Origin of the sequence: Bradyrhizobium macuxiense, assembly GCF_007993935.1 — a bacterium.
GTDB lineage: Bacteria > Pseudomonadota > Alphaproteobacteria > Rhizobiales > Xanthobacteraceae > Bradyrhizobium > Bradyrhizobium macuxiense_A.
Window position 1 is genome coordinate 1 of sequence record NZ_VITY01000017.1, and the last position, 22,621, is coordinate 22,621.

17 protein-coding genes and 1 pseudogene are annotated in these 22,621 nt (G+C 62.8%); 11 read left to right on the forward strand and 7 right to left on the reverse strand.

Annotated features, from left to right (window positions below; translation table 11 throughout):
- Nucleotides 1–438: 438 nt before the first annotated feature.
- The 4 genes from FBZ93_RS33970 to FBZ93_RS33985 form a co-directional block, all read right to left on the reverse strand.
- Nucleotides 439–1,635, reverse strand: coding sequence for an ABC transporter substrate-binding protein (locus FBZ93_RS33970; protein WP_167529335.1), 1,197 nt, complete (start codon nt 1,633–1,635; stop codon nt 439–441).
- 241 nt (nt 1,636–1,876) lie between these two features.
- The gene (locus tag FBZ93_RS33975) at nt 1,877–3,421 is read right to left on the reverse strand and encodes a SpoVR family protein (RefSeq protein WP_146991785.1); all 1,545 of its coding nucleotides are present in this window, start codon (nt 3,419–3,421) and stop codon (nt 1,877–1,879) included.
- 4 nt (nt 3,422–3,425) lie between these two features.
- Entirely contained in the window at nt 3,426–4,697 is a 1,272-nt protein-coding gene (locus FBZ93_RS33980; protein ID WP_167529336.1) for a YeaH/YhbH family protein, read from the reverse strand.
- A gap of 192 nt (nt 4,698–4,889) precedes the next feature.
- Nucleotides 4,890–6,833 carry a PrkA family serine protein kinase gene (locus tag FBZ93_RS33985; RefSeq protein ID WP_146991787.1) on the reverse strand — a complete coding sequence of 648 codons (1,944 nt, stop codon included), beginning with the start codon at nt 6,831–6,833 and terminating at the stop codon, nt 4,890–4,892.
- A gap of 519 nt (nt 6,834–7,352) precedes the next feature.
- Between FBZ93_RS33985 and FBZ93_RS33990 the strand changes: the two genes are divergently transcribed.
- The 9 genes from FBZ93_RS33990 to FBZ93_RS34030 all read left to right on the forward strand — a co-directional run bounded on the left by FBZ93_RS33990 (nt 7,353) and on the right by FBZ93_RS34030 (nt 18,743).
- Nucleotides 7,353–7,970, forward strand: coding sequence for a hypothetical protein (locus tag FBZ93_RS33990; RefSeq protein WP_146991788.1), 618 nt, complete (start codon nt 7,353–7,355; stop codon nt 7,968–7,970).
- A 41-nt stretch (nt 7,971–8,011) separates the two neighbouring features.
- On the forward strand, nt 8,012–8,458 hold the full coding sequence (locus FBZ93_RS33995) for a DsrE family protein (protein ID WP_146991789.1): 447 nt from the start codon (nt 8,012–8,014) through the stop codon (nt 8,456–8,458).
- Between the two features lie 216 nt (nt 8,459–8,674).
- On the forward strand, nt 8,675–11,521 hold the full coding sequence (locus FBZ93_RS34000) for a bifunctional transaldolase/phosoglucose isomerase (protein ID WP_146991790.1): 2,847 nt from the start codon (nt 8,675–8,677) through the stop codon (nt 11,519–11,521).
- A gap of 12 nt (nt 11,522–11,533) precedes the next feature.
- Complete coding sequence (gnd, locus tag FBZ93_RS34005) at nt 11,534–12,517, forward strand: phosphogluconate dehydrogenase (NAD(+)-dependent, decarboxylating) (RefSeq protein WP_146991791.1); 984 nt, start codon at nt 11,534–11,536, stop codon at nt 12,515–12,517.
- Between the two features lie 68 nt (nt 12,518–12,585).
- Complete coding sequence (gene zwf, locus FBZ93_RS34010; RefSeq protein ID WP_146991792.1) at nt 12,586–14,079, forward strand: glucose-6-phosphate dehydrogenase; 1,494 nt, start codon at nt 12,586–12,588, stop codon at nt 14,077–14,079.
- A gap of 2 nt (nt 14,080–14,081) precedes the next feature.
- Complete coding sequence (gene pgl / locus FBZ93_RS34015; RefSeq protein WP_146991793.1) at nt 14,082–14,834, forward strand: 6-phosphogluconolactonase; 753 nt, start codon at nt 14,082–14,084, stop codon at nt 14,832–14,834.
- Nucleotides 14,835–14,901: 67 nt separating this feature from the next.
- On the forward strand, nt 14,902–15,390 hold the full coding sequence (locus tag FBZ93_RS34020) for a gluconokinase (RefSeq protein WP_146991931.1): 489 nt from the start codon (nt 14,902–14,904) through the stop codon (nt 15,388–15,390).
- A complete protein-coding gene (locus FBZ93_RS34025; RefSeq protein ID WP_146991794.1) occupies nt 15,387–16,190 on the forward strand; it encodes a Cof-type HAD-IIB family hydrolase in 804 nt (267 codons plus the stop codon). The genes FBZ93_RS34020 and FBZ93_RS34025 overlap by 4 nt, the downstream gene beginning before the upstream one ends.
- 318 nt (nt 16,191–16,508) lie before the next feature.
- Nucleotides 16,509–18,743: a calcium-binding protein gene (locus FBZ93_RS34030; protein ID WP_146991795.1), complete on the forward strand. Its 2,235-nt coding sequence runs from the start codon at nt 16,509–16,511 to the stop codon at nt 18,741–18,743.
- 118 nt (nt 18,744–18,861) lie between these two features.
- Here the strand turns inward: FBZ93_RS34030 and FBZ93_RS34035 are convergent, their stop codons facing one another.
- Both FBZ93_RS34035 and FBZ93_RS34040 read right to left on the reverse strand, forming a co-directional pair.
- Nucleotides 18,862–19,668 carry a hypothetical protein gene (locus FBZ93_RS34035; RefSeq protein WP_146991796.1) on the reverse strand — a complete coding sequence of 269 codons (807 nt, stop codon included), beginning with the start codon at nt 19,666–19,668 and terminating at the stop codon, nt 18,862–18,864.
- Between the two features lie 182 nt (nt 19,669–19,850).
- A complete protein-coding gene (locus tag FBZ93_RS34040; RefSeq protein ID WP_146991797.1) occupies nt 19,851–20,150 on the reverse strand; it encodes a hypothetical protein in 300 nt (99 codons plus the stop codon).
- Between the two features lie 135 nt (nt 20,151–20,285).
- Between FBZ93_RS34040 and FBZ93_RS41140 the strand changes: the two are divergent.
- A pseudogene (locus FBZ93_RS41140) lies at nt 20,286–20,440 on the forward strand (IS5/IS1182 family transposase); the annotation flags it as partial.
- A 45-nt stretch (nt 20,441–20,485) separates the two neighbouring features.
- Here the strand turns inward: FBZ93_RS41140 and FBZ93_RS34050 are convergent.
- Complete coding sequence (locus FBZ93_RS34050; protein WP_167529338.1) at nt 20,486–21,427, reverse strand: LysR family transcriptional regulator; 942 nt, start codon at nt 21,425–21,427, stop codon at nt 20,486–20,488.
- Between the two features lie 104 nt (nt 21,428–21,531).
- Between FBZ93_RS34050 and FBZ93_RS34055 the strand changes: the two genes are divergently transcribed.
- Entirely contained in the window at nt 21,532–22,482 is a 951-nt protein-coding gene (locus tag FBZ93_RS34055; protein ID WP_246667768.1) for an MBL fold metallo-hydrolase, read from the forward strand.
- Nucleotides 22,483–22,621: the final 139 nt, after the last annotated feature.

The window sequence follows — 22,621 nt, forward strand, 5'->3', positions numbered from 1 at the left end:
TCGAGCTACGCTGGAACGACGAGTCCCGTTCACAACAGAAGCCGCGGCGTATGGGTCCCTGCGTTCGCAGGGACGACAGCGGAATTGGTGGCCGCAATATGTGTCGCTCAAGACATCGCCGAACAGCGCCCGGGACTCTCCGTCGCAAAGACGCGGCAAGGATGTGCAGCAAACTCCGTGTCGTCCCTGCGAACGCAGGGTCCCATAACCACCGATGCGGATTGTCGAGCTACGCTGGAACGACGAGTTCCGTTCACAACAGAAGCCGCGGCGTATAGGTCCCTGCTCCCGTGCGCAATTGCGCACTAAAGCGCGATGAGATCAGGCTGAATCGTCATCGCGCTTTAGATTCCTGTTTAAGCATGATCTTTTCGGAAAACCGCTTCGCACTTTTCCGGATCATGCACTAGGCAGGGACGACAGCAGAGTTGGTGACGGCTACTTGTCGCTCAGCACGTCGCCGAACAGCGCCCAGGACTTGCCGTCGAACCGCGCCATCTGGATCTGGCGGATCGGCGTCACATTGTCGGACTCGGTCTGCACCTTGATGCCGGGCAGCAGCATCGGCAATTCGAGCGCCTTCAGATTGCTCGCCTGCTTGATGATGTTGGCGCGGCTGTAGTCGCCGTTGCAGTTCTTCAGCACCGCCGTCATCACCTGCGCGACCGTGTAGCCCTGCACGTTGAACAGATCGCCCGGGCTTGCATTCGGCTGGTACTTCTTCATCCAGGCCGAAAACTCCTGCTGCGCGGGATCGTTGGCCCAGCGCGGATCGGTCGGATCCTTCAAATAGAGACCGGTCACGACGCCGATGACGTTCTCGAGCCCGGCCGGCTCCAGCACCGCGGAGACCGAGTTGGAGACGGTCGGCAGGATGGTCAGCGGCTTCCAGCCCATGCTCGCCGCCTTGCGCAGCGCTTGCGCGGCGAATTTCGGCGTCGCCTCGGCAAAGAACACGTCGGCGCCGGACTCGCGCATCGTCACCATCTGGGAATCGATGGTCGGATCGGTCGTGAGGTAGGTGGTCTCGGCGACGATCTGGCCGACATGCTCGCCAAGTCCGTCCTTGAAACCCTTGAGATAGTCCTTGCCGGCGTCTTCGTTCGGCGTGATGACCGCGATCTTGGCATCCGGCTTGGTCTTCAGGATGTACTTCGCATAGAGCCGGCCCTCGAGCTCGTAGGTCGGATTGAAGCCGACCGTCCACGGAAACTGCTTCGGATCGTTCCAGCGCGTCGCGCCTGAGGACACGAACAGCTGGGGCACGTGCTTGATGTTCAGATATTTCTGCACCGAGATGTTCGGCGCGGTGCCGACCGCGCTGAAGATCGCGAGCACCTCGTCCTGCTCGACCAGCTTGCGGGTCTGCTCGACGGTCTTCGACGGCGAATAGGCGTCGTCGAGACTCTCGAACTCGATCTTGCGGCCGTTGATGCCGCCCTGATCGTTGAGCATCTGGAAGTAGGCGGCTTCGGCGCGCGCGATCGTGCCGTAGGCGGACGCCGGGCCGCTATAGGGCGCGGTGTTCCCTATTCTGATCGCGGAATCGGCGGCAATGGATGGCGAGATCGACGAGGCCGTGAGCGCGGTGACGGCGAGAAGGCCCGCCAGGCGGGAGCGAGTTGACAAGGGCATATCCTTTTCTTGGTTTTCTTGACGCGGCGCACATTATCAATCGCGCCCGCGCAGGCAATCACCAAGAAGACTTCCGCATGCCGGCCATCACGTTGGCGCGCGGAACATCTGCGTGACCGGAAGCTCGAATGTTGCCGTGATGTTCATGATGTGAGCCATCGATGGAAATGAAGGTTCACCAAGCAAGACACGCATTCCGCGCGGCAGTCACCGCGCGTTGCTGTTCTCGATCACGTGATGCTCAGGCAGCGACCGCCGCCGCGCGCGGGCTGACCACGTATTCCTTCAGCACCTTGTCGGTGCCGTCGACTTCGGTCAATGCAACGTCGTAGGACCACAGATCGGCAAGGTGCTGCAGCACGCGCCGCGTGTCGGTCTCGTTGAGCTGCGCACCCTTCACGGTGGTGTGACGCAGCATCAGGCGGCGATCGCCGTCGAGATCGACATCCATGACCTCGATATTGGCGTCGACGAAACCGACGTCGTATTGCCGCGCCAGTTCGCGGCGCACACGGCGATAGCCGCGCTCGTCATGGATCGCATCGACCTTGATCCCCTGGCTTTCGGCCGGATCGTCGTGCAGATGGAACATGCGGAAGCGCCGGATCAGCGCCGGGCTGAGGAACTGGTTGATGAAGCTCTCGTCGCGGTAATTGCTCCAGATCTCGCGCAGCACGCCCTCGACGTCGCCCTTGCCGGCAATATCGGGGAACCAGTCGCGGTCCTCGTCCTCAGGGTTCTTCACGATCCGCTCGATGTCCTGCATCATGGCAAAGCCGAGCGCATAAGGGTTGAAGCCGGAATAGCGGCGGTCGTCGAACTCGGGCTGGAACACCACGTTGGTGTGCGACTGCAGGAATTCGAGAAAATTGCCGTCGGTGATCCGGCCCTGCTGATGCAGCCGGTTCATGATGCGGTAATGGACGTAGGTCGCGGTGCCCTCGTTCATCACCTTGGTCTGCCCTTGCGGGTAGAAATACTGCGCGATGTGGCGAACGATGCGAATGAGCTCGCGCTGCCAGGGCGCAAGGCGCGGTGCGGTCTTCTCGAGAAAATAGAGGATGTTCTCCTGCGGCAGACCGAGCAGCGCGCGGCGGCGCTCGACGGTGAGCGTAGCCTTGCTCTTGTGCTTGGTGTTGGGCACCGTCCGCCACAAATCGTTGAACACGGCCTCTTCGTGCTGGCGGCGCTCGCCGGCACGCTTCTCCTCGGCGCGCAGGTCCAGCGTCTTCTTGCCGGGATAGCGGTCGACGCCATGCGACATCAAGGCATGCGCGGCATCGATGGTCCGCTCCACGGTCTCGCGGCCATGGCGGTCCTCGCAGGCGGAGATGTAGCCCTTGGCGAATTCGAGATAGTCGAGGATGCCGTCGGCATCGGTCCACTGCTTGAACAGATAGTTGTTCTTGAAGAAGTGATTGTGCCCGAACGCCGCGTGCGCGATCACCAGCGTCTGCATCGTCGCCGTGTTCTCCTCCATCAGATATGAAATGCATGGCGAGGAATTGATCACGATCTCATAGGCGAGGCCCATCAGGCCCTTGCGATAGGACGCCTCCTGGAAGGCGAACTGCTTGCCGAACGACCAGTGCTTGTAGAACAGCGGCATGCCGACCGAGGAATAGGCGTCGAGCATCTGCTCGGCGGTGATCACCTCGATCTGGTTGGGATAGACGTCGAGCCCGAGCTCCGTGCGCGCGATCTTCTCGCAGGCGTCGTGAACTCGCTGCAGCGTCTGGAAATCCCAGTCGGCGCCCTCGAACAGCCGTCCCCCGGAAGATCCCATCAAACTATACCCTTTCCTGACTGGTGGTGCGGCGCTTGAACAGGTCCTGGAACACCGGGAAGATCTCGCCGCGCTCGCTCACCTTGCGCATCGACAACGGCGCGCCGTCGTTGCGCAGACGCTCATAGAGCGTCCAGAGCGAGGAGTCCGGCATGTCGAAGGTGTAGTTGGCGGCCTCGCCGACCTCGAGATAGGCGAAGAACTGGCAGACCGGCAGGATCTTGTCGGTCAGCAGAAGCCCGGTCAGCCCGCTATCCGACGTCATGTTGTCGCCGTCCGAAGCCTGGGCCGCGTAGATATTCCAGTCGGCCGGGCGGAAGCGGGTGCGGACGATGTCGTTCATCGCAACCAGCGCGCTCGACACCAGCGTGCCGCCGGATGCCGGTCCATGGAAGAACGTATCCTCGTCCACCTCCTCGGCGCGATCGGTGTGCCGGATGAACACGATCTCGACATGCTTGTAGCGTCGCTTCAGGAAGACGTAGAGCAGCATGTAGAACCGCTTGGCGAGGTCCTTCATGTGCTCGGACATCGAGCCCGAGACGTCCATCAGGCAGAACATCACGGCCTGCGCCACCGGCTTCGGCACCGTCTCGAAGCGGCGGTAGCGGATGTCGATCGGATCGATGAACGGGATCCGTTTGGCCTTGGCCTTCAGCGCTTCGAGCAGCGTGAGCAGTTCGCGGCGGCGCGTATCGTCGTCGCATTCCGCAAGCTCCGCCTCGAGTGCCTCGATCTCGTCCTTGCGCGGCCGGCGCAGCGCCACCCGGCGCGCCAGCGCCCGGCTCACCGTGCGGCTGATCGAGATGTTGGCCGGCGAGCCCGAGGTCGCATAACCGGCGCGCTGGAGGCCCTCGCTCTCGGTTTCCGCGAGTTTGCGCTTGGCGAGATCAGGCAGCTCGAGATCGTCGAGGAAAAGATCGACGAACTCCTCGCGGCTGAGCACGAAGCGAAAGGCGTCCTCGCTGTCACCCTCACCTGCACCGGAACCCTTGCCGCCGCTCTGGTTCGGCCGCTGTAGCCAGTCGCCCTCGACGAACTTCTTGTTGCCGGGCAGCACCATGTCACGCGTGCCGCCCTCGCGCCGGAAGCGCGGCTCATCCATGCCGTCCAGCGGGATGGTCACCTCGCCGCCCTCCAGGACATCCTTGATGTCCCGGTCCTGCGACGACTTCTTGACGGCTCCCTGCACCAGCGCCTTGGCGCGCCGCAGGAAACGCTGCCGGTTCTCCAGGCTCTTGCTACCCGGATTCAACCGCCGATCGACGATGTGCATGACCACTTTGCATCTGCCTCGCGCCGGATGCGATCATGACAGTCGCATCGCATTCTTATTGGACGGAACCGGACTTATTGGACGGAACCGGACGAGACGGAAAGCCGCTGCCAGCTTTCCGGATCGTGCACTAGCTTCTTGTTTAAGCATGATCTTTTCGGAAAACCGCTTCGCACTTTTCCGGATCATGCTCTAGCCGGCCTGCTTCACCCGCATGTACCACTCGACGAGCCGGCGGACCTGGCGCTCGGTATAACCGCGCTCCACCATCCGCTCGACGAACTCGCCGTGCTTCTTCTCGGTCTCGCCGTCCTTCTTGGAGCCGAACGAGATGACCGGAAGCAGATCCTCGACCTGCGAGAATATCCGCTTCTCGATCACGTCGCGAACCTTTTCGTAGGAGGTCCAGCTCGGGTTCTTGCCGCCATTGTGCGCCCGCGAACGCAGCGAGAACTTGACGACCTCGTTGCGGAAGTCCTTCGGGTTGGCAATGCCCGCCGGCTTCTCGATCTTGGTCAGCTCCTGGTTCAAAAGCTCGCGGTTCATCAGCTGGCCGGTGTCGGGATCCTTGAAGTCCTGATCCTCGATCCAGGCGTCGGCGTAGTCGACATAGCGGTCGAACAGGTTCTGGCCGTAGTCGGCATAGGATTCCAGATAGGCCTTCTGGATCTCGTTGCCAATGAACTCGGCATAGCGCGGCGCGAGGTCGGCCTTGATGAATTCGAGATAGCGCTTCTCGGTCTCGTCAGGCAGTTGCTCGCGGCGGATCGCCATCTCCAGCACATACATCAGGTGCACCGCGTCGGCGCCGACTTCCGTCGTGTCGTGGTTGAAGGTCGAGGCCAGCACCTTGAAGGCAAAGCGGGTGGAGACGCCGTCCATGCCCTCGTCGACGCCGGCGGCGTCCTTGTATTCCTGCACGCTGCGCGCCTTGGGATCCGACTCCTTCAGGCTCTCGCCGTCATAGACCCGCATCTTGCCGAACAGCGTCGAGTTCTCGTGCTTGCGCAGGCGCGACATCACCGAGAAGCGGGCCATCGTTTCCAGTGTTGCCGGCGCGCAGGGCGCGGCGGCGAGCTCGGAACCCTGGATCAGCTTCTCGTAGATCTTCTGTTCTTCGGTCACCCGCAGAACGTAGGGGACCTTGATGACGCAGATGCGGTCGATGAAGGCCTCGTTGTTCTTGTTGGTCTTGAAGCTCTGCCACTCGGCCTCGTTCGAGTGCGCGAGGATGATGCCGGTGAACGGGATCGCGCCGATGTTCTCGGTGCCGATGTAGTTGCCCTCCTGCGTCGCGGTCAGCAACGGGTGCAGCATCTTGATCGGCGCCTTGAACATTTCGACGAACTCGAGCACGCCCTGGTTGGCGCGGTTGAGGCCGCCGGAATAGCTGTAGGCGTCGGGGTCGTTCTGGGCGTAGGTCTCGAGCTTGCGGATATCGACCTTGCCGACCAGCGAGGAGATGTCCTGGTTGTTCTCGTCACCGGGCTCGGTCTTGGCAACCGCGATCTGGCGCAGCCGCGACGGCTGGATGCGAGCAACGCGGAATTGCGAAATGTCACCACCGAAGGCCTCAAGCCGCTTGTAGGCCCACGGAGACATCAGCCCGCTCAAGCGCCGCCGCGGAATGCCGTACTTCTCTTCGATGATCGGACCGAGCGTTTCCGGATCGAACAAGCCGAGCGGGCTCTCGAACACAGGCGAGAGCTCATCGCCGGCTTTCAGCACGTAGATGGGGTGGACTTCCATCAGTGACTTGATGCGCTCGGCGAGCGACGACTTGCCGCCGCCGACCGGTCCGAGCAGATAGAGGATCTGCTTGCGCTCTTCGAGGCCCTGCGCGGCGTGGCGGAAGAAGCCGACGAGACGTTCGATCGTATCTTCCATTCCGTAAAAGCCGGCGAAGGCCGGATACGACCTGATCGTACGGTTCAAAAAGATACGGCCAAGGCGTGGGTCCTTGGCCGTGTCGATCATCTGGGGCTCACCGATTGCCGCTAATAACCGCTCGGCCGCATTGGCGTATCGCATCGGATCACTTCGACACGACTCCAGATATTCGGCCATCGACATGTCGGTCTGGCTTCGCGCTTCAAACGACCTTGCGAAGGCGTTGAACAAAGAATCGTTGTACATGATCCCTCTCTCCACGATATGTATCGCCGCACGACTGACACGAGTCGTAACCAGAGCGTCCTAGGATCGAATCAGCGTCGGCACGCTGGGTCCATTGGACACTCGACCGACTCACTTCGGCAATGCACGGCGCGTGCAGCCTCTGCCTTATCAACAGGCAGGAAGCTTAATGGTTCATCAATATCCCCTTGTTTTTGGTGGTTGTAACCCCTTCGCCACATCCGTGGTTTACCGGGGCCCAGCCCTCCCAAGTGGACATCCGAGCGGGGCAACTTCCCGTCCGGCGATGAACGTTGGGCTTCCCTGAAAAGGTGTGGCCGTCCCGCCTTGGCGTCAAGATGCGTACGTCACAGACAGCATAAACAAAGGTTACGAACAGCATAAACAAAGGTTCATGTGCCGTTGAACGTGCCTCCTTGTCGCCGCGACTAAGGCAACGAGCCCGCGCAGTTCCGCGCGGCACCATTGCCGCGCTGTAAAGATGACACCTTGGAGGCGCAGGCTATTCCCGAGGCCGCCATGAAGCACACGCTCCTTGTTGTCGCACTTGCCGCCGCAGCCTGCGCTGGCGCGTCGTCAGCCGTCCAGGCGCAGGAAGCGGTCGACAAGGCCACGGCAGCCGCCTTCGACAACAGGATGTTCGCAGGGCCGCTAGGGGCGAAAGCCTATGCCTGCTTCGTGCGGCGATACGATGCAAATCATCTGGCGCAGCATCCGAAGCAGAAGGTCAGCGCGATGAAGCTTCTGGTGTCGGCGGAAGACGCACCAGAGGACAAAACCACCAACTACTCCTTCCGCCTCGGTGTCATCTACCGCCACCGCTCCGGCAATTTCGACTCCAGCGGCTACTGCAACCACGCGGTCGCGACCGAATCCGGACACGAAATCCGCTTCGAATGCGGCGTGGATTGCGAGGGCGGCGGTATCAGCGTGGCGTTGTCGAAGGACGATAAGTCCGCGATCGCACGCCTGAGCAGCATCCGGATGTGGAATCGCAACAAGCCCGACGACGACGCGAGCGAAGAGCTGCTCGCCGGGGCCGACGACAAGATCTTTCGGGTCGATCGCGCGGACGCCCGCGAATGCGCCGAACTTGTGACCGACCGCAAGGAACTCGCGGCGCTCCGCCACAAGTGATAGGCTCGGTCAGATCAACAACAATTGCGCGAGGGACGCCCATGCACAGACGCAGCATCCTGTGGGGCACGCTCTCGGCGATCGGCGCCGCCTTCGCGGCGTCACGGGCGAACGCCGCCGCCGAAGCACCGCCGCAAAAGCTGAAGGTGGTCTATCACCTCGACGACCTCGACAAGGTCGGTTTCGTGATCGGCAACATCCAGAACCATCTCGACGGCGTCGGCGGCCCCGGCAATGTCACGATCGCGCTGGTGGTGCACGGCCAGGCGCTGAAGGCGTTTCATTCGGCAGCGGCCAATCCCGACCTGTCAAAGCATGTCGGGCAGTTCACCAGGGACGGGATCGAGCTTGCCGCCTGCGGCAACACCATGAAATCGCAGAACATCGGCCTGAAGGACCTGCTGCCCGGCTTCGTCGCCGCCGAGCGCGGCGGCGTCGTGCGCCTCGCCGAGCTGCAATCCCAGGGTTACCTCTACCTGCGGCCCTGACGCGCGGCGTGCGCCGCAACGCGTCATAAAAATGTGCTGAGTTCGGGGTCTGCTCGCACCCGCGTCCGAGGGGATCGAACTGTTGTGAATGGCGTTATCCCTTGGGAATGCTGATATTCCGCCCGGGCCCCCAGCCATGTTGACAATCCTCCTCCGCCCCCGAAAGCTGCCCGGGAACCCAAAAATCGACCCTCGATCGAACGAGAACAGGCACCCATGAACCCCGTCAAAGCACTCGAAAATCACCGCCAGGCCGTCTGGCTGGACTTCCTCGCCCGCGGCTTCGTCGCCAAGGGGGACCTGAAGCGGTTGATCGAGACCGACGGCGTCAAGGGCGTCACCTCCAACCCCTCGATCTTCGAGAAGGCGATCGGCTCGTCGGACGAGTATGACGGGGCGATCGGCCAGGCCCTCAAGAAGGGCGACCGCTCGGTCGCCGACCTGTTCGAGCATCTTGCCGTCGCGGACATCCAGCATGCCGCCGACGTGCTGCGCCCGGTCTATGACCACAGCCATGGCGGCGACGGCTTTGTCAGCCTCGAAGTGTCGCCGTACCTTGCGATGGACACCAAGGGCACGATCGCGGAGGCCGAGCGGCTCTGGAAGGACGTCCACCGCAAGAACCTGATGGTCAAGGTGCCGGCAACGCCGGAGGGCCTGCCGGCGATCGAGTATCTGACCGGCGAAGGCATCAGCATCAACATCACGCTGCTGTTCTCGCAGGAGGTCTACCGCCAGGTCGCCGAGGCCTATCTGAAGGGCCTCGAGAAGTACGTCGCCAAGGGCGGCGATCCCTCCCATGTCGCGAGCGTCGCGAGCTTCTTCGTCAGCCGCATCGACACCGCCGTCGACAAGCAGCTCGACGAGAAGATCGCGCGCGCCAACGACCCCTCCGAGAAGGAGCGGCTCGCCGCGCTGAAGGGCAAGGTCGCGATCGCCAACGCAAAACTCGCCTACCAGGACTACAAGCGCCTGTTCGCAGGCAGCCGCTGGGACAAGCTCGCCGCCAAGGGCGCCAAGCCGCAGCGGCTGCTGTGGGCGTCGACCGGCACCAAGAACAAGGACTACAGCGACGTGCTCTATGTCGAGGAGCTGATCGGCCCCGACACCGTCAACACCGTGCCGCCGGCAACGCTCGACGCCTTCCGCGACCACGGCAAGCTCCGCGACAGCCTCGAGGAGAATGTCGAGGACGCCCGCCGCGTGCTGGAGGAGCTGGAGAAGTCCGGCATCTCGCTCGATGCGATCACCGAGGAGCTGGTCAAGGACGGCGTCAAGCTGTTCGCCGACGCCGCCGACAAGCTGTACGGCGCGGTCGCCCACAAGCGCGCCAGCTCGCTCGGCGGCGGCATCGACCACCAGAAGCTGGCGCTCGGCGCCGGCATCGAGAAGGCGGTCGAGAAGAGCACCGAGGAATGGCGCGCCTCGGCCAAGATCCGCAGGCTTTGGCACAAGGACAAGTCGGTCTGGACCGGCGATGACGAGGACAAATGGCTGGGCTGGCTGACAAGCGCCGCCTCCGCCGACGTCGCCGACTACGAGGATTTCGCGCAGCGCGTGAAGGGCCAGAGCTTCACCGACGCGGTCGTGCTCGGCATGGGCGGCTCGAGCCTCGGCCCGGAGGTGCTGGCGCAAACCTTCCCGCACCGGTCCGGCTTCCCGCGGCTGCACGTGCTCGACTCCACCGATCCGGCGCAGGTGCGCGCGATGGAGGAGTATGTCGACATCGCCAAGACGCTGTTCATCGTCTCCTCCAAGTCCGGCGGCACCACCGAGCCGAACGTGATGAAGGACTATTTCTTCGATCGGGTGGCGAAAGCGATCGGCAAGGACAAGGCCGGCCACCGCTTCATCGCGGTGACCGATCCGGGCTCCTCGCTGCAGAAGGTCGCGATCAAGCAGGGCTTTGCCCGGATCTTCTACGGGGATCCTGCGATCGGCGGCCGCTATTCGGTGCTGTCGCCGTTCGGCCTGGTGCCGGCGGCGGCCGCGGGCATCGACGTCCGCAGCCTGCTCGGCCATACGCTCGCCATGGTGCGTTCCTGCGGCGCCGACGTGCCGCCGCAGGAGAACCCGGGCGTCCAGCTCGGGCTGGCGATGGGCATCGCCGGGCTCGAAGGCCGCGACAAGGTGACGATCTTCGCCTCCCCGGATGTCGCCGATTTCGGCGCCTGGGCCGAGCAGCTGATCGCGGAATCGACCGGCAAGGACGGCAAGGGCCTGATCCCGATCGAGGGCGAGACGATCGGCGACGCCGCGGTCTACGGCAATGACCGCTTCTTCATCGATCTGCGCACCGAAAGCGAGAGCGACGCCGCGCATGAGGCAAAGCTCGCGGCGCTCGAGGCCGCCGGCCATCCGGTGGTCCGGATCGTGATGAAGTCGATCGACCATATCGGCCAGGAGTTCTTCCGCTTCGAGATCGCGACCGCGGTCGCGGGCTCGATCCTCGGCATCAATCCGTTCAACCAGCCCGACGTCGAGGCCGCCAAGATCAAGACCCGCGAGCTGACGGCGGCGTTCGAGAAGACCGGATCGCTGCCGGCGGAAGAGCCGGTGGTGTCGGCGGACGGGGTCGATCTCTTCACCGACGCGCAGAACGCCGAGGACCTGCGCAAGGCCGGCGCCAATGGCGACCTCAATTCCTGGATCAAGGCGCACCTCTCGCGCTCCGGCCGCGGCGACTACGTCGCCCTGCTCGCCTATATCGAGCGCGACGGCGACACCATCGACGCCTTGCAGGCGATGCGGCTGAAGCTGCGCGACGCCAAACACCTTGCGACCTGCGCCGAGTTCGGCCCGCGCTTCCTGCATTCGACCGGACAGGCCTACAAGGGCGGGCCCGACAGCGGCGTGTTCCTGCAGGTCACGACCGACGATAGCCAGGACCTGCCGGTGCCGGGCCAGAAGGCGAGCTTCGGCGTCATCAAGGCGGCGCAGGCGCGCGGCGATTTCGACGTGCTCACCGAGCGCGGCCGGCGGGCGTTGCGCGTGCATCTCAAGGGCGACCTCAGCTCCGGGCTTGCAGCACTCGATGCCGCGATCTCGGCCGCACTGAACTGACGGAGGCGCGCGATGCAACTCGGCATGATCGGCCTCGGGCGGATGGGCGGCAACATCGTCCGCCGCCTGATGGGCAACGGCCACACCACCGTGGTCTACGACAAGGACCCCAAGGCGGTCGCCGCGCTGGTCGCGGACAACGCCACCGGCGCCTCGTCGCTGGAGGATTTCGTCCTCAAGCTGCAAGCGCCGCGCACCGCCTGGGTGATGCTGCCGGCCGGCAAGATCACGGAAGCCACCATCGAGGCGCTCGCCAAGCTGATGCAGCCCGGCGACGTCATCATCGACGGCGGCAACACCTTCTGGCAGGACGACGTCCGCCGCGGCAAGGCGCTGCGGGAGCGCGGGCTGCATTACGTCGACGTCGGCACCAGCGGCGGCATCTGGGGCATCGAGCGCGGCTACTGCATGATGATCGGCGGCGACAAGGCCGTGGTCGACCGGCTCGACCCGATCTTCAAGACGCTGGCGCCCGGCATCGGCGACATCCCGCGCACCCAAGGCCGCGAGGGCCGCGACCCGCGCATCGAGCAGGGCTACATCCATGCCGGTCCCATCGGCGCCGGGCATTTCGTCAAGATGATCCACAACGGCATCGAATACGGCCTGATGCAGGCCTATGCCGAGGGCTTCGACATCCTGAAGAACGCCAATATCGAGGCGCTGCCGGCGGACCATCGCTTCGATCTCGACATCGCCGACATCGCCGAAGTCTGGCGGCGCGGCAGCGTGATCCCGTCCTGGCTGCTCGACCTCACCGCCTCGGCGCTGGCGCAGAACCACACGCTCGACAATTACTCCGGCTTCGTCGAGGATTCCGGCGAAGGCCGCTGGACCGTCAATGCCGCGGTCGACGAGGCGGTGCCGGCCGAAGTGCTGACGGCCGCGCTCTACACCCGCTTCCGTTCGCGCAAGGATCACACCTTCGCGGAGAAGATCCTCTCGGCGATGCGCGCAGGCTTTGGCGGCCACAAGGAGCCGCCGAAGAAGGCTTAACAGCGTTGCGAAGTGGGCACCGGCTCGCGTGAAGAAAGCGCGTCTAGAAGTTTACCACGGAAGGTCACGTGCAGAAGAAACCCGATCCTTGCTCCTTCATCATCTTCGGCGCCACCGGTGATCTGACGCACCGGCTGGTCATCCCGGCGCTCTACAATCTCGCCGCCGGCAACCTGCTGCCGGACAAATTCTGCGTCGTCGGCATCGCCCGCAAGGGCATGTCGAGCGACCAGATGAAGGACAGCCTGCTGCAGGGGCTGCGCAAATTCGCGACCCGCCCCGTGGATGAAGCAGTCGTCACACGGCTGTTCGAATGCGTCACCTCGATCGAGGCCGATCCGGGCGATCCCCCCTCGTTCGATGCCATGAACGAACGGCTCGACAAGCTCGAGACCGCGCGCGGCACCGGCGGCAACCGGCTCTTCTATCTCGCGACCCCGCCAAAGGCCTTCCTGCCGATCAGCGAGCAGCTCGGACGCACCGGCATGCTGGAGGAGAACGGCGCCTGGCGGCGGCTGATCGTCGAAAAGCCGTTCGGCACCGATCTGCCTTCGGCCAGGGCGCTGAATTCAGCGCTGCTGAAGCTGATGGACGAGCACCAGATCTACCGGATTGATCATTACCTCGGCAAGGAAACCGTCCAGAACATCCTGGTGCTGCGCTTCGCCAACGGCATGTTCGAGCCGATCTGGAATCGCAACCATATCGACCACGTGCAGATCACGGTGGACGAGAAGCTCGGCGTCGGCCATCGCGGCAGCTTCTACGACTCGACCGGCGCGCTGCGCGACATGGTGCCGAACCATCTGTTCCAGCTGCTGTCGCTGGTGACGATGGAGCCGCCAGCGCGCTTCGATGCCCATGCGGTGCGCTCGGAGAAGGCCGAGGTGCTGAGCGCGATCCAGACCCAGACCGAGCAGGAGGCGCTATACAACTCGGTACGCGGCCAGTATCGCGGCGGCCGGATCGGCGACAACGACATCGTAGACTATCTGAAGACACCCGACGTCAGGCCCGACAGTTCGACCGAGACCTATGCCGCGCTGAAGCTGACCATCGACAATTGGCGCTGGGCCGGCGTCCCGTTCTATTTGCGCACCGGCAAGGCGCTGACCAGCAAGCGCACCGAGATCGCGATCAAGTTCAAGCAGGCGCCGTTCGCCATGTTCCGCGACACCGCGGTCGACCGCCTGTCGCAGAATTACCTGGTCATCTCCACCGAACCGACCGAAGGCATCGAGCTGCAGTTCAACACCAAGGTGCCGGGCCCGGCGATCAACATCGATGGCGTCGAGATGAAGTTCCGCTACAAGGACTACTTCAAGGCCGAGCCGTCGACCGGCTACGAGACGCTGATCTACGACTGCATGATCGGCGACAATCTCTTGTTCCAGCGCGCCGACAGCGTCGAGGCCGGATGGCAGGCGGTGCAGCCGTTCATCGATGCCTGGAAGAGCGCCGGCGGCCGCGGCCTGCAACCCTACAAGGCCGGCAGCGAAGGCCCGGAGGCGGCCAACGCGCTGCTGACGCGCGACGGCCGCAGCTGGCGAAAGCTGGGCTGACCATGACCACGAACGGCGAGCGCAAGATCATCACAGTCGCCGATCCGGCGGCGCTGGCGAAGACGGCCGCCGAGCGGGTGATCGCAAGGGTCGACGAAAACCCCGGCCGGATCGCGATCTGCCTGACCGGCGGCTCCAGCCCGAAGGCGCTCTACCAGCTGCTGGCGACGCCGGACTATCGCGCGCGGATTCCGTGGGACCGCATCGACTGGTTCATCGGCGACGAGCGCCTGGTGCCGCGCAAGGACAAGCTGCACAATATGAGCATGGCGCGCGAGGCCTTCCTCGACCGCTGCGCCCCGGCCGCCAATGTCCACCCGATCGCAACCGACACCGCCGATCTCAGGGATCCCGACGTCAGCGCGGCGCTGTATGAGAACGAGCTGATGGCGTTCTACGGCGCCGAACAGCTCGATCCGAAGCGGCCGCTGTTCGACCTGGTGCTGATGGGCATCGGCCCCGACGGCCACACCGCCTCGCTGTTTCCGGGCTATCCGGCGGTCGAGGAAACCCAGCGCTGGGTGGTCGGGGTGCCCAAGGCCAATGTCGAGCCGTTCGTGCCGCGTGTCTCCTTGACCCTGCCCGCCCTCGCCTCCTGCCGCGAGATGCTGTTCGAGGTGTCAGGTGAAAACAAGCGCGCGATCTTGACGCGCCTGTTCGCAGGCGAGAACCTGCCGGCAAACCGCGCGCGATCGCTGGGCGAAACCGTCTGGCTGATCGATCAGGCGGCGCTGCCGGAGGATTTTCGTGGGTGATATTCTTGGATGATTTTCTTGGGTGACTTTCTTGGGTGACGGGCAAAATCCCTGCGCACTGGTCGTGATGGGCGTCTCCGGCTCGGGCAAGAGCACCATCGCCGACCGCCTCGCGATCCGGATCGGCTGGCGCTTCGAGGACGGCGACAGCTTTCATCCGCCGAGCAATGTCGCCAAGATGCATTCCGGCCAGCCGCTCACCGACGAGGACCGCTGGCCCTGGCTGCGCGCGATCGCCGCCGAGATCGACCGCACCTGCGGCACCCGCGAGCGCGCCGTCATCGCCTGCTCCGCGCTGAAGCGCACCTATCGCGACATCCTGGTGCACGGCCGCGACGATATCCGCATCATCTTCCTCGACGGCACACAGGAGCTGATCGCGACACGGCTGGCCGCGCGGAAGGACCATTTCATGCCGCCGGGACTGCTCGCCAGCCAGTTCAAGACGCTGGAGCCGCCGACGCCGGACGAACGCCCGATCACGGTCGCGATCGACCGCTCCGTCGACACCATCATCGAAGACATCGTCACTCAATTGAAGCTGGACCGTCCATGAACCGTATCGCCCTTGTCGTGTCCGACGTCGACGGCACGCTGCTCACCAAGGACAAGACCCTGACCGACGGCGCCGGGGCTGCGGTGCGCAGGCTGCATGAGGCCGGCATCGGCTTCACCATCGTCTCCAGCCGGCCGACGATCGGGATGGGCTTTCTGATCGCGCCGCTCGACATCACGCTGCCGATCGGCGCCTTCAACGGCTCTTCGATCGTCGACCCGCAATTGAAGCCGCTCGAACAGCATTTGATCCCCGCGGCGATCGCAAAGCGCAGCATCGACCTGCTTCGCGAGCGCGGCATCGACATTTGGCTGTTCACCAACGACCGCTGGCTGACCCGAAATCCTGACGGCGAGTACAACGCGCACGAAAAGCTCGCGATCAAGCATGATCCGACCATCGTGAGCGATTTCACGCCATATCTCGGCCAGGCCTGCAAGATCGTCGGCGCGAGTTCGGATGCGGCCCTGCTGCAGCGCTGCGAGGCTGACATGCAGCAGATGGTCGGCAATGATGCGACCGCGGTGCGTTCGCAGACCTACTATCTCGACGTCACCCCGCCCGGCCACGACAAGGGCACCTTCGTCGCGGGCATCGCCAAGCGCCTCGGCGTGTCGCTGGAGAATGTCGCCACGATCGGCGACATGCAGAATGATCTGCCGATGTTCGCAAGAAGCGGCGTCTCGTTCGCGATGGGCAATGCCAGCGATGACGTGAAGGCGCGCGCCACGCATGTCACCGAAACCAACGAGCACGACGGCTTCGCGCGCGCGATGGACACGGTGCTGCAGCTTCGCTGAAGGGTTCGGACGATCACCCGCTCCGCGCGATCGAACGCGGGCGGCGGCGTGATCGCCATTCCTGCCCGTCACATCCGATCCGAGTCACATTGATCATGTGATCGCATCACACTGATCACGCGGCCATTTGTCGCGGCGATGTCTGCCGCCCGGTCAGCCCCGCTCCACTCGACCGATCCATCGGCAGTCAATTTCGTACGCCCTTCCTTCACGTTCGCGCGCGACCGCCCGCATCCAGGAATTTTTCAGGAGGCAACCGATCACATCAATTCGGCGAGTCCGGCCTGGGACACGCCAATATTGACTGGAGTGCAATTCATGACCGTCACCGCCAACCTCGCCGCTGGAGTCCTCACCGTCCTCGGCGATGCCGCCGACGACACCATCACCACCAGCCGCGACGCGGGTGGGGTCATCGCGGTCAACGGAGGCGCGGTTCCGATCATGGGCGGGCCTGCGACGACGGCCAACACGACTGCCGTCGACATTTTCGGCCAGGATGGCAACGACACCGTCACGCTCGATGCGAGCCAGGGCGCGCTGCCGCCGGTCACATTGAACGGCGGAGCGGGCAGCGATACCGCCGTGATCGAGGGCGAGGACACAAGCGAGACCTTCGTCATCGCAGCCAACGGCAGCCATGTCAGCGTTCTCAGGACCAGCCCCGACCCAATCTCCGTCGACATCAGCACGACGGAACACCTGGTTGTCCACGCCGGCGGCGGAGACGACATCATCACCGCCGGCAACGGGCTGAGCGCGTTGATCTCGCTCACGCTCGATGGCGGCGACGGCGACGACACCATCACCGGCGGCGACGGTAACGATCTGCTGATCGGCGGCGCCGGCAACGACATCGTCACCGGCGGACGCGGCAACGATACCGCGCTGCTCGGCGACGGCGACGATACCTACATCTGGAATCCCGGCGACGGCAGCGACACGGTCGAGGGCGGGGCCGGCAACGATACCCTGCAGTTCAACGGCGCCGATATCGCCGAAAAGATCGACATCTCGGCCAATGGATCCCGGGTACGGCTCACCCGTGACGTCGCCAACGTCACGATGGACCTCAACAGCATCGAGAATATCAACGTCAAGGCGCTGGGAGGCGCCGACCGGGTCACCGTCAACGACCTCAGTGGCACGGACGTCAGGCACGTGACCGTCGACCTGCAGGCCAGCGGAGGCAGTGGCGACGGCGCCGCGGATACGGTGATCGTCGCCGGCTCGGCCGGCGCCGATCACATCACCGTCACGGAAAGCGGCGGAAACATAGTTGTCGATGGCCTGCATGCCGACGTCACGATCACAGGTCAGGAAGCCGCGAACGACACGCTCGAGATTCACGCAGGGGCCGGCAACGATATCATCGACGGATCGGCACTCGGGCCCAACCAGATCAAGCTGCTGATTGACGGCGATGGGGGTGACAACACCTACATCTACAAGCCCGGGGCCGGGGCCGAGACCATCACCGACTTCGTTGCCGGAGCAAGCACTCCCGACAAGATCGACGTCCGTGCCTTTGCAGGGGCCGGCGTCCACGGCCTCGCTGACATCCTCGCACTTGCAACCCAATCCGGCACCGACACCGTCATCGACTTCGGGGGCGGCAGCAGGCTGACACTCGAGCATGTCACCAAGGCCAATCTCGCCGCCGACGATTTCATCTTCAAGGTTCCGCTTGTCACCGCCGTCACCACCTCGGGCACCGGGATCACCGCCGGGTCAGGCGATCTGAGTGCCAACAAGGAGGTCGATTTTGCGCTGAAGTTCGATGAGAACGTGACCGTCGCAGGCAACCCGATTTTGCTTCTCAACGATGGCGGAGCCGCTGTCTATGCCGGCGGCAACGGCACAGACACGCTCGTCTATCGCTATGTTGTCGGAGCGCATGACAACACCCCCGACCTTGCCGTCGTCGGAACCGGTGGCGGCACGATCAAGGACCAGGCCGGCAATGACGCCGACCTTGCCGGCGCCGTCGGCAACCCAGCCGGCGTCCTCCAGATCGATACGATCGCGCCCCATCTGACCGACATCACCGCCCTGCCCACAAGCGGCACCCAGACGGCCGGATCGCTGATCCAGTTCACCCTCGATTTCGACGAGGCGGTTCACCTCGCGGGCGGATCGCCGGCCCTGTCGCTGAACGATGGCGGCACCGCGACCTTCGATGCCGCGGCAACCGCCCTGCTCGGCGACGCGAGCAAGCTGGTGTTCGACCATGTCGTGGCGGCCGGCAATCCGCCGACGTCACCGCTGGCGATCACCGGCTTCAACGCCAACGGTGCTGTTGTGACCGACCTCGCCGGAAACCTTGCCGACCCTGGCAAGGTGTCGCACGCATTCGACAATCTGTTCGTCAACGAGAATACGCTCCCGGCGTTCACGCTGAACGGCTTCACCCGGCCGGAACTGCATCTGAACGGATCGGGGCAAATCCTGCTCGACGATACGGCCTCTGCATTCGCGGCCAAATACGGCCTGGAATATCTCTATCTCGGCGTCCCGCCGGGAACGCCGTACCCGCCGGTCGACCTGCACTGACGAACCAGGCCGTGGACACATAAACGTCAACGTCGGCCATGTCCGCTTCGCTCCGATAACGACCACTCTTGTGCAACCGCAGCCAATGACGCGATAGGCCAATAGCTGCCTTGCTCGCTCAACGCGATTCAATCGGTCGATACTGCTTTGATTTTAGAAACCCCGCCGAAAAATCGACGACTTCTCGCCAACGCGGAAGCAGATCGCGATCGAAATTCAGGCCGACCCTAAAGCCTTCAAATGGAAAACTTGTTTCACATCGCGCCCACGAAGCAGGTAGGACTTCGTCGCATTGAATGTCGGTCAACAACGTGTCTTCCAATTGCCCGACCCTGCCAAATCGCTGCGCGCTGAGCCCCGGACAGTCCGTTTTCCGCTCGTAGACCCACAGGCCATTCTCGGCAGTCTGGCCCCGACAGCCAGCAAGTATGTCGCTGAACTTCCGCATATGCTCGACGCGGTAATTACTATGGATGCTGAGACGCATATTGCGACGACGTAACTCTTCCGGCAAAAGCTTTGGAATACCGGGAATGTCTCTCCCAAACCGTGGCCCCAGAATCACCGCCTCGAATAATGAGATTGGCGATGCCGTCTCCAGATCAACGCCAATGTTGAATATCTCAAATCCAGGTTCACGCTCGGCGTAGAGACCAACGTAGGCACGCTCCAGCCGAAACCGAACAACGAGTTCGGGAATAAGCTCGTGGAACTGGGGGACTAGGCTCGTAGATCCGACGACTTCGATATCGATCGGAGTCATGTCGGTCGATACGGTCAGTCGTTCTCTGATCGGCTTGAACACATCCGCCTTGGCGCCGCCGTCGACCATCCAGCCAAATCCACTGGATGGCCCAATTAGCGCATCGAGCGCGCTACCAAGGACAAGCGGTCCAATCAGGAAGAACACGACCAGTCGTTTCATTCCTTATTGTCGCACGACAGGTCCGGTGTTTGATGCTCTCGTAGCGAGCATAGTTAATTTCCAACAACGATCTCGTCTGGTCCGTAATGGGTCACTGGCGTCGCGCTCCCCAATCGCGAGTTGCCCGTCGACCTGGAGCGAGATGTTTCTTGCACTTTTTTCGCTTTGCGTTGATCGCTGCCTCAACCCCGATCCATCCCGGCAATGACGCCAAGAAACCAGCCACTGAAGAATGACGCACCAAGCATCATGAGATTGGTCGTTACGGAGAGTCCAAGCTTGTCTTGAACATGATCAAATCCGATCAGCACCAGCAGCGTACAAATCAGAGCGCAGAGTGCGGGCCAAAGCGCCCGCCGCCGCGCCACGAGCCGCTGGGCCGGGGCAGCGCCCCGAGAATTCCGTGATAGATTCCAGGATCGACGAAACGATACCTCGAAGCTCAAGACGACCACGATCAGACAGGCGGCGAGGAAGTACATCGACATAATCCTTCGTGCCCGAAGGTCTTATCGGCTCGTTCCAAAGAAAGACTTTCCGAGCAGATCGAATTTTATCAATTGCGATATTGGTTCCGTAACTGGACGCGATGCGCACGAAGTCTGCTAAGGGTCATTTACAGCCCATATCTCTACCGCGCTCGCGATCGGGCCGAACGGTTCAATAGGATCAAGCAATGTCGTCGGGCGCGACGCGATACGACAAACTTGCAGCGAACTATCTTGCCTTCGTCCAGCTTGCATCCATTCGGATGTGGCTGACTGCGCGTTAATGATTCCACACCCTGGATCTCTCGCCCCAACGTTTAGGGTGAGCCTTATTTCCTGGCCTTCCTTGGAATTATTGATGTCGCCATTCGGAGCTTCTGCGCGCCTTGGCGCTTTCTCAGATCGGCGAACTCTTGCCGAAGCAGGTCCAGGACGGTTCTGACCTTGGGCAGGTCCGCCATGCGCTTGTGGCAGATGATTGCGAGTTCCGCGCGTAGCGAGGTTGGAAGCACAAGGTCCAGCTCGACGAGTTCGCCCGGTCGTTTGAGCCGATGAGAGGTCTTCAGAAGGATCATCGCGCCGACACCGGCTTGGCAGGCCGCGACCTGCACGCTGTAATCGTCAGACGCAAAGGCGGGACGAAAATTCGGAATCCTGTCGGCGAACTCCGGATTGGGGCTCACCATCTCGAGCGCTCCGGCCCATGAGATCCAATCAAGGTCACGCAGATCGTATTTCGCAGGCAGTCTCCGAACATAGTCCCTGCTCGCGTAGGCGCCGATCGGAACGATAACTTCATCGACCGTGATGAGATCGGGATCATCCGAAGGATATCTCCTGAGCGCGATATCTGCTTCGCCGCGCGAGAGGTTCAGCCGCTCAGTGCTGGCAAGAACTTCGAGCGTGATCTGTGGATGTTCTCTCCTGAGCTTCTCCGCCATTGGAGCCAGCAAATCAAAAGCGAATGACGGTGCCGCCGTGATGCGCACGCGGCCGCTCACGGGCGAGTTCTTCGCATCGAGTGCGCGCGTAGCTTCAGTCGCCCATTGCGCCATGCCTTGGGCTGCCGGGAGCAGCCTTGCTCCGGTTTTCGTCAAGGTGATGCCCTGATTCCTGCGGACGAAAAGCGGCTCGCCGAGCGAGTACTCCATCTCTGCAATCCGCCGGCTCAAAGTGGGTTGGCTCGCCTTGAGGCGACGCGCCGCGGCGCTCAGACTCCCGGCGTCGGCCACGGCGAGGAATATCCGCAAGTCGTCCCATTGAAGGTCCAAATTCGCTCTCCCTGGCTCGTGGCCGGCCATTCATTTATGTATGACCATATCGGAATTTAGGCGATTGCTATTCGCACTGTCCACGGCAAAAAGCGGCAGCAGAAATGAGGAAGATCATGCTCCGTAAATTAGGACAGTGTTTCATTGGTTCGCTTGCCGTCATCGCGCTTTCGGCGTGCGCACAGACGTCCCATCCATCGACGTCTGCCAGCCTCGGCAAGCCGATCGGCTCGTCGGTCATGGAGGCGTTGATCGACAAGCCGGGACCGATCGAGGTCAGGACGGTCGCCAGCGCAGAGTGGGTCGCCGATCTGTCCGGGCTGATCAATCTGAAGGACCCCCAGGCCATTGAGGCGGGGCTCAAGGATCACGAGGAGCCGATCCAGATCTACACACATCTGGTGCGGCATCCGACGCAGGGGTTCTACATGGTCGATACCGGCGTTTCGAAGCGGTTTGTCGAGGACCCCAAGAGCTTGGGAGTTGGATGGGTGGTGCGCAACTTCGCCAAGCTCGACAAGATGCAAGTCCGGGAAGACACCTTATCGGCCATCAAGTCGGAAGCGGCTCCCCTCAAAGGGGTGCTCATGACCCATCTTCATCTCGATCACATCTCCGGGATGTCAGACATCCCAAAAGACGTGCCGTTCTATACCGGTCCCGGAGAAGCTGCGGAAAAGAAGATCGAGAACGTCTTCGTCGAAGGGATGGAAGATGCCTTCTTTGAAGGCAGACCCGCCATTCAAGAGTTTCAGTTCACCAGGGATCCGGACGGGAAGTTCGACGGCGTGATCGACGTCTTCGGGGACGGCTCGTTGTTTGCAATCCTGACCCCCGGACATACTGCCGGCCATGTCTCGTATCTTGCCCGCACTCCGTCCGGTCCGGTGCTGCTCACCGGCGACGCTTGTCATACCCGCTGGGGCTGGGAGCACGGCGTCGAACCTGGCAGCTTTACATACGACCGGGACGAGGAGCGGAAGAGTCTGCTTGCGTTGAAGGCCCTGAGCGAACGTCATCCGCAGATGATCGTGAGGTTAGGTCACCAGCCTTGAGGGCTTAACATGTCGTGAGCCACGCACAAATGTCCCATCGCGATGCGATAGCACGACGGGCGAAGGGCACATGCACGATTTCGGAATATTGGAAATGTATCCCTGAGTTGCCCGACGTGTCAAGTTGCGGGTCGGACGC

What these genes read in the sequence shown, in the direction of transcription:
- FBZ93_RS34030 (WP_146991795.1), top strand. Translation starts at nt 16,509, where the DNA reads ATGACCGTCACCGCCAACCTCGCCGCTGGAGTCCTCACCGTCCTCGGC.
- FBZ93_RS33980 (WP_167529336.1), bottom strand. Translation starts at nt 4,697, where the DNA reads ATGCACATCGTCGATCGGCGGTTGAATCCGGGTAGCAAGAGCCTGGAG.
- FBZ93_RS34040 (WP_146991797.1), bottom strand. Translation starts at nt 20,150, where the DNA reads ATGTACTTCCTCGCCGCCTGTCTGATCGTGGTCGTCTTGAGCTTCGAG.
- FBZ93_RS34055 (WP_246667768.1), top strand. Translation starts at nt 21,532, where the DNA reads ATGAGGAAGATCATGCTCCGTAAATTAGGACAGTGTTTCATTGGTTCG.
- pgl (WP_146991793.1), top strand. Translation starts at nt 14,082, where the DNA reads ATGACCACGAACGGCGAGCGCAAGATCATCACAGTCGCCGATCCGGCG.
- FBZ93_RS33975 (WP_146991785.1), bottom strand. Translation starts at nt 3,421, where the DNA reads ATGGGATCTTCCGGGGGACGGCTGTTCGAGGGCGCCGACTGGGATTTC.
- gnd (WP_146991791.1), top strand. Translation starts at nt 11,534, where the DNA reads ATGCAACTCGGCATGATCGGCCTCGGGCGGATGGGCGGCAACATCGTC.
- FBZ93_RS33970 (WP_167529335.1), bottom strand. Translation starts at nt 1,635, where the DNA reads ATGCCCTTGTCAACTCGCTCCCGCCTGGCGGGCCTTCTCGCCGTCACC.
- FBZ93_RS34035 (WP_146991796.1), bottom strand. Translation starts at nt 19,668, where the DNA reads ATGAAACGACTGGTCGTGTTCTTCCTGATTGGACCGCTTGTCCTTGGT.
- FBZ93_RS34020 (WP_146991931.1), top strand. Translation starts at nt 14,902, where the DNA reads ATGGGCGTCTCCGGCTCGGGCAAGAGCACCATCGCCGACCGCCTCGCG.
- FBZ93_RS33995 (WP_146991789.1), top strand. Translation starts at nt 8,012, where the DNA reads ATGCACAGACGCAGCATCCTGTGGGGCACGCTCTCGGCGATCGGCGCC.
- FBZ93_RS34000 (WP_146991790.1), top strand. Translation starts at nt 8,675, where the DNA reads ATGAACCCCGTCAAAGCACTCGAAAATCACCGCCAGGCCGTCTGGCTG.
- FBZ93_RS33985 (WP_146991787.1), bottom strand. Translation starts at nt 6,833, where the DNA reads ATGTACAACGATTCTTTGTTCAACGCCTTCGCAAGGTCGTTTGAAGCG.
- FBZ93_RS33990 (WP_146991788.1), top strand. Translation starts at nt 7,353, where the DNA reads ATGAAGCACACGCTCCTTGTTGTCGCACTTGCCGCCGCAGCCTGCGCT.
- FBZ93_RS34025 (WP_146991794.1), top strand. Translation starts at nt 15,387, where the DNA reads ATGAACCGTATCGCCCTTGTCGTGTCCGACGTCGACGGCACGCTGCTC.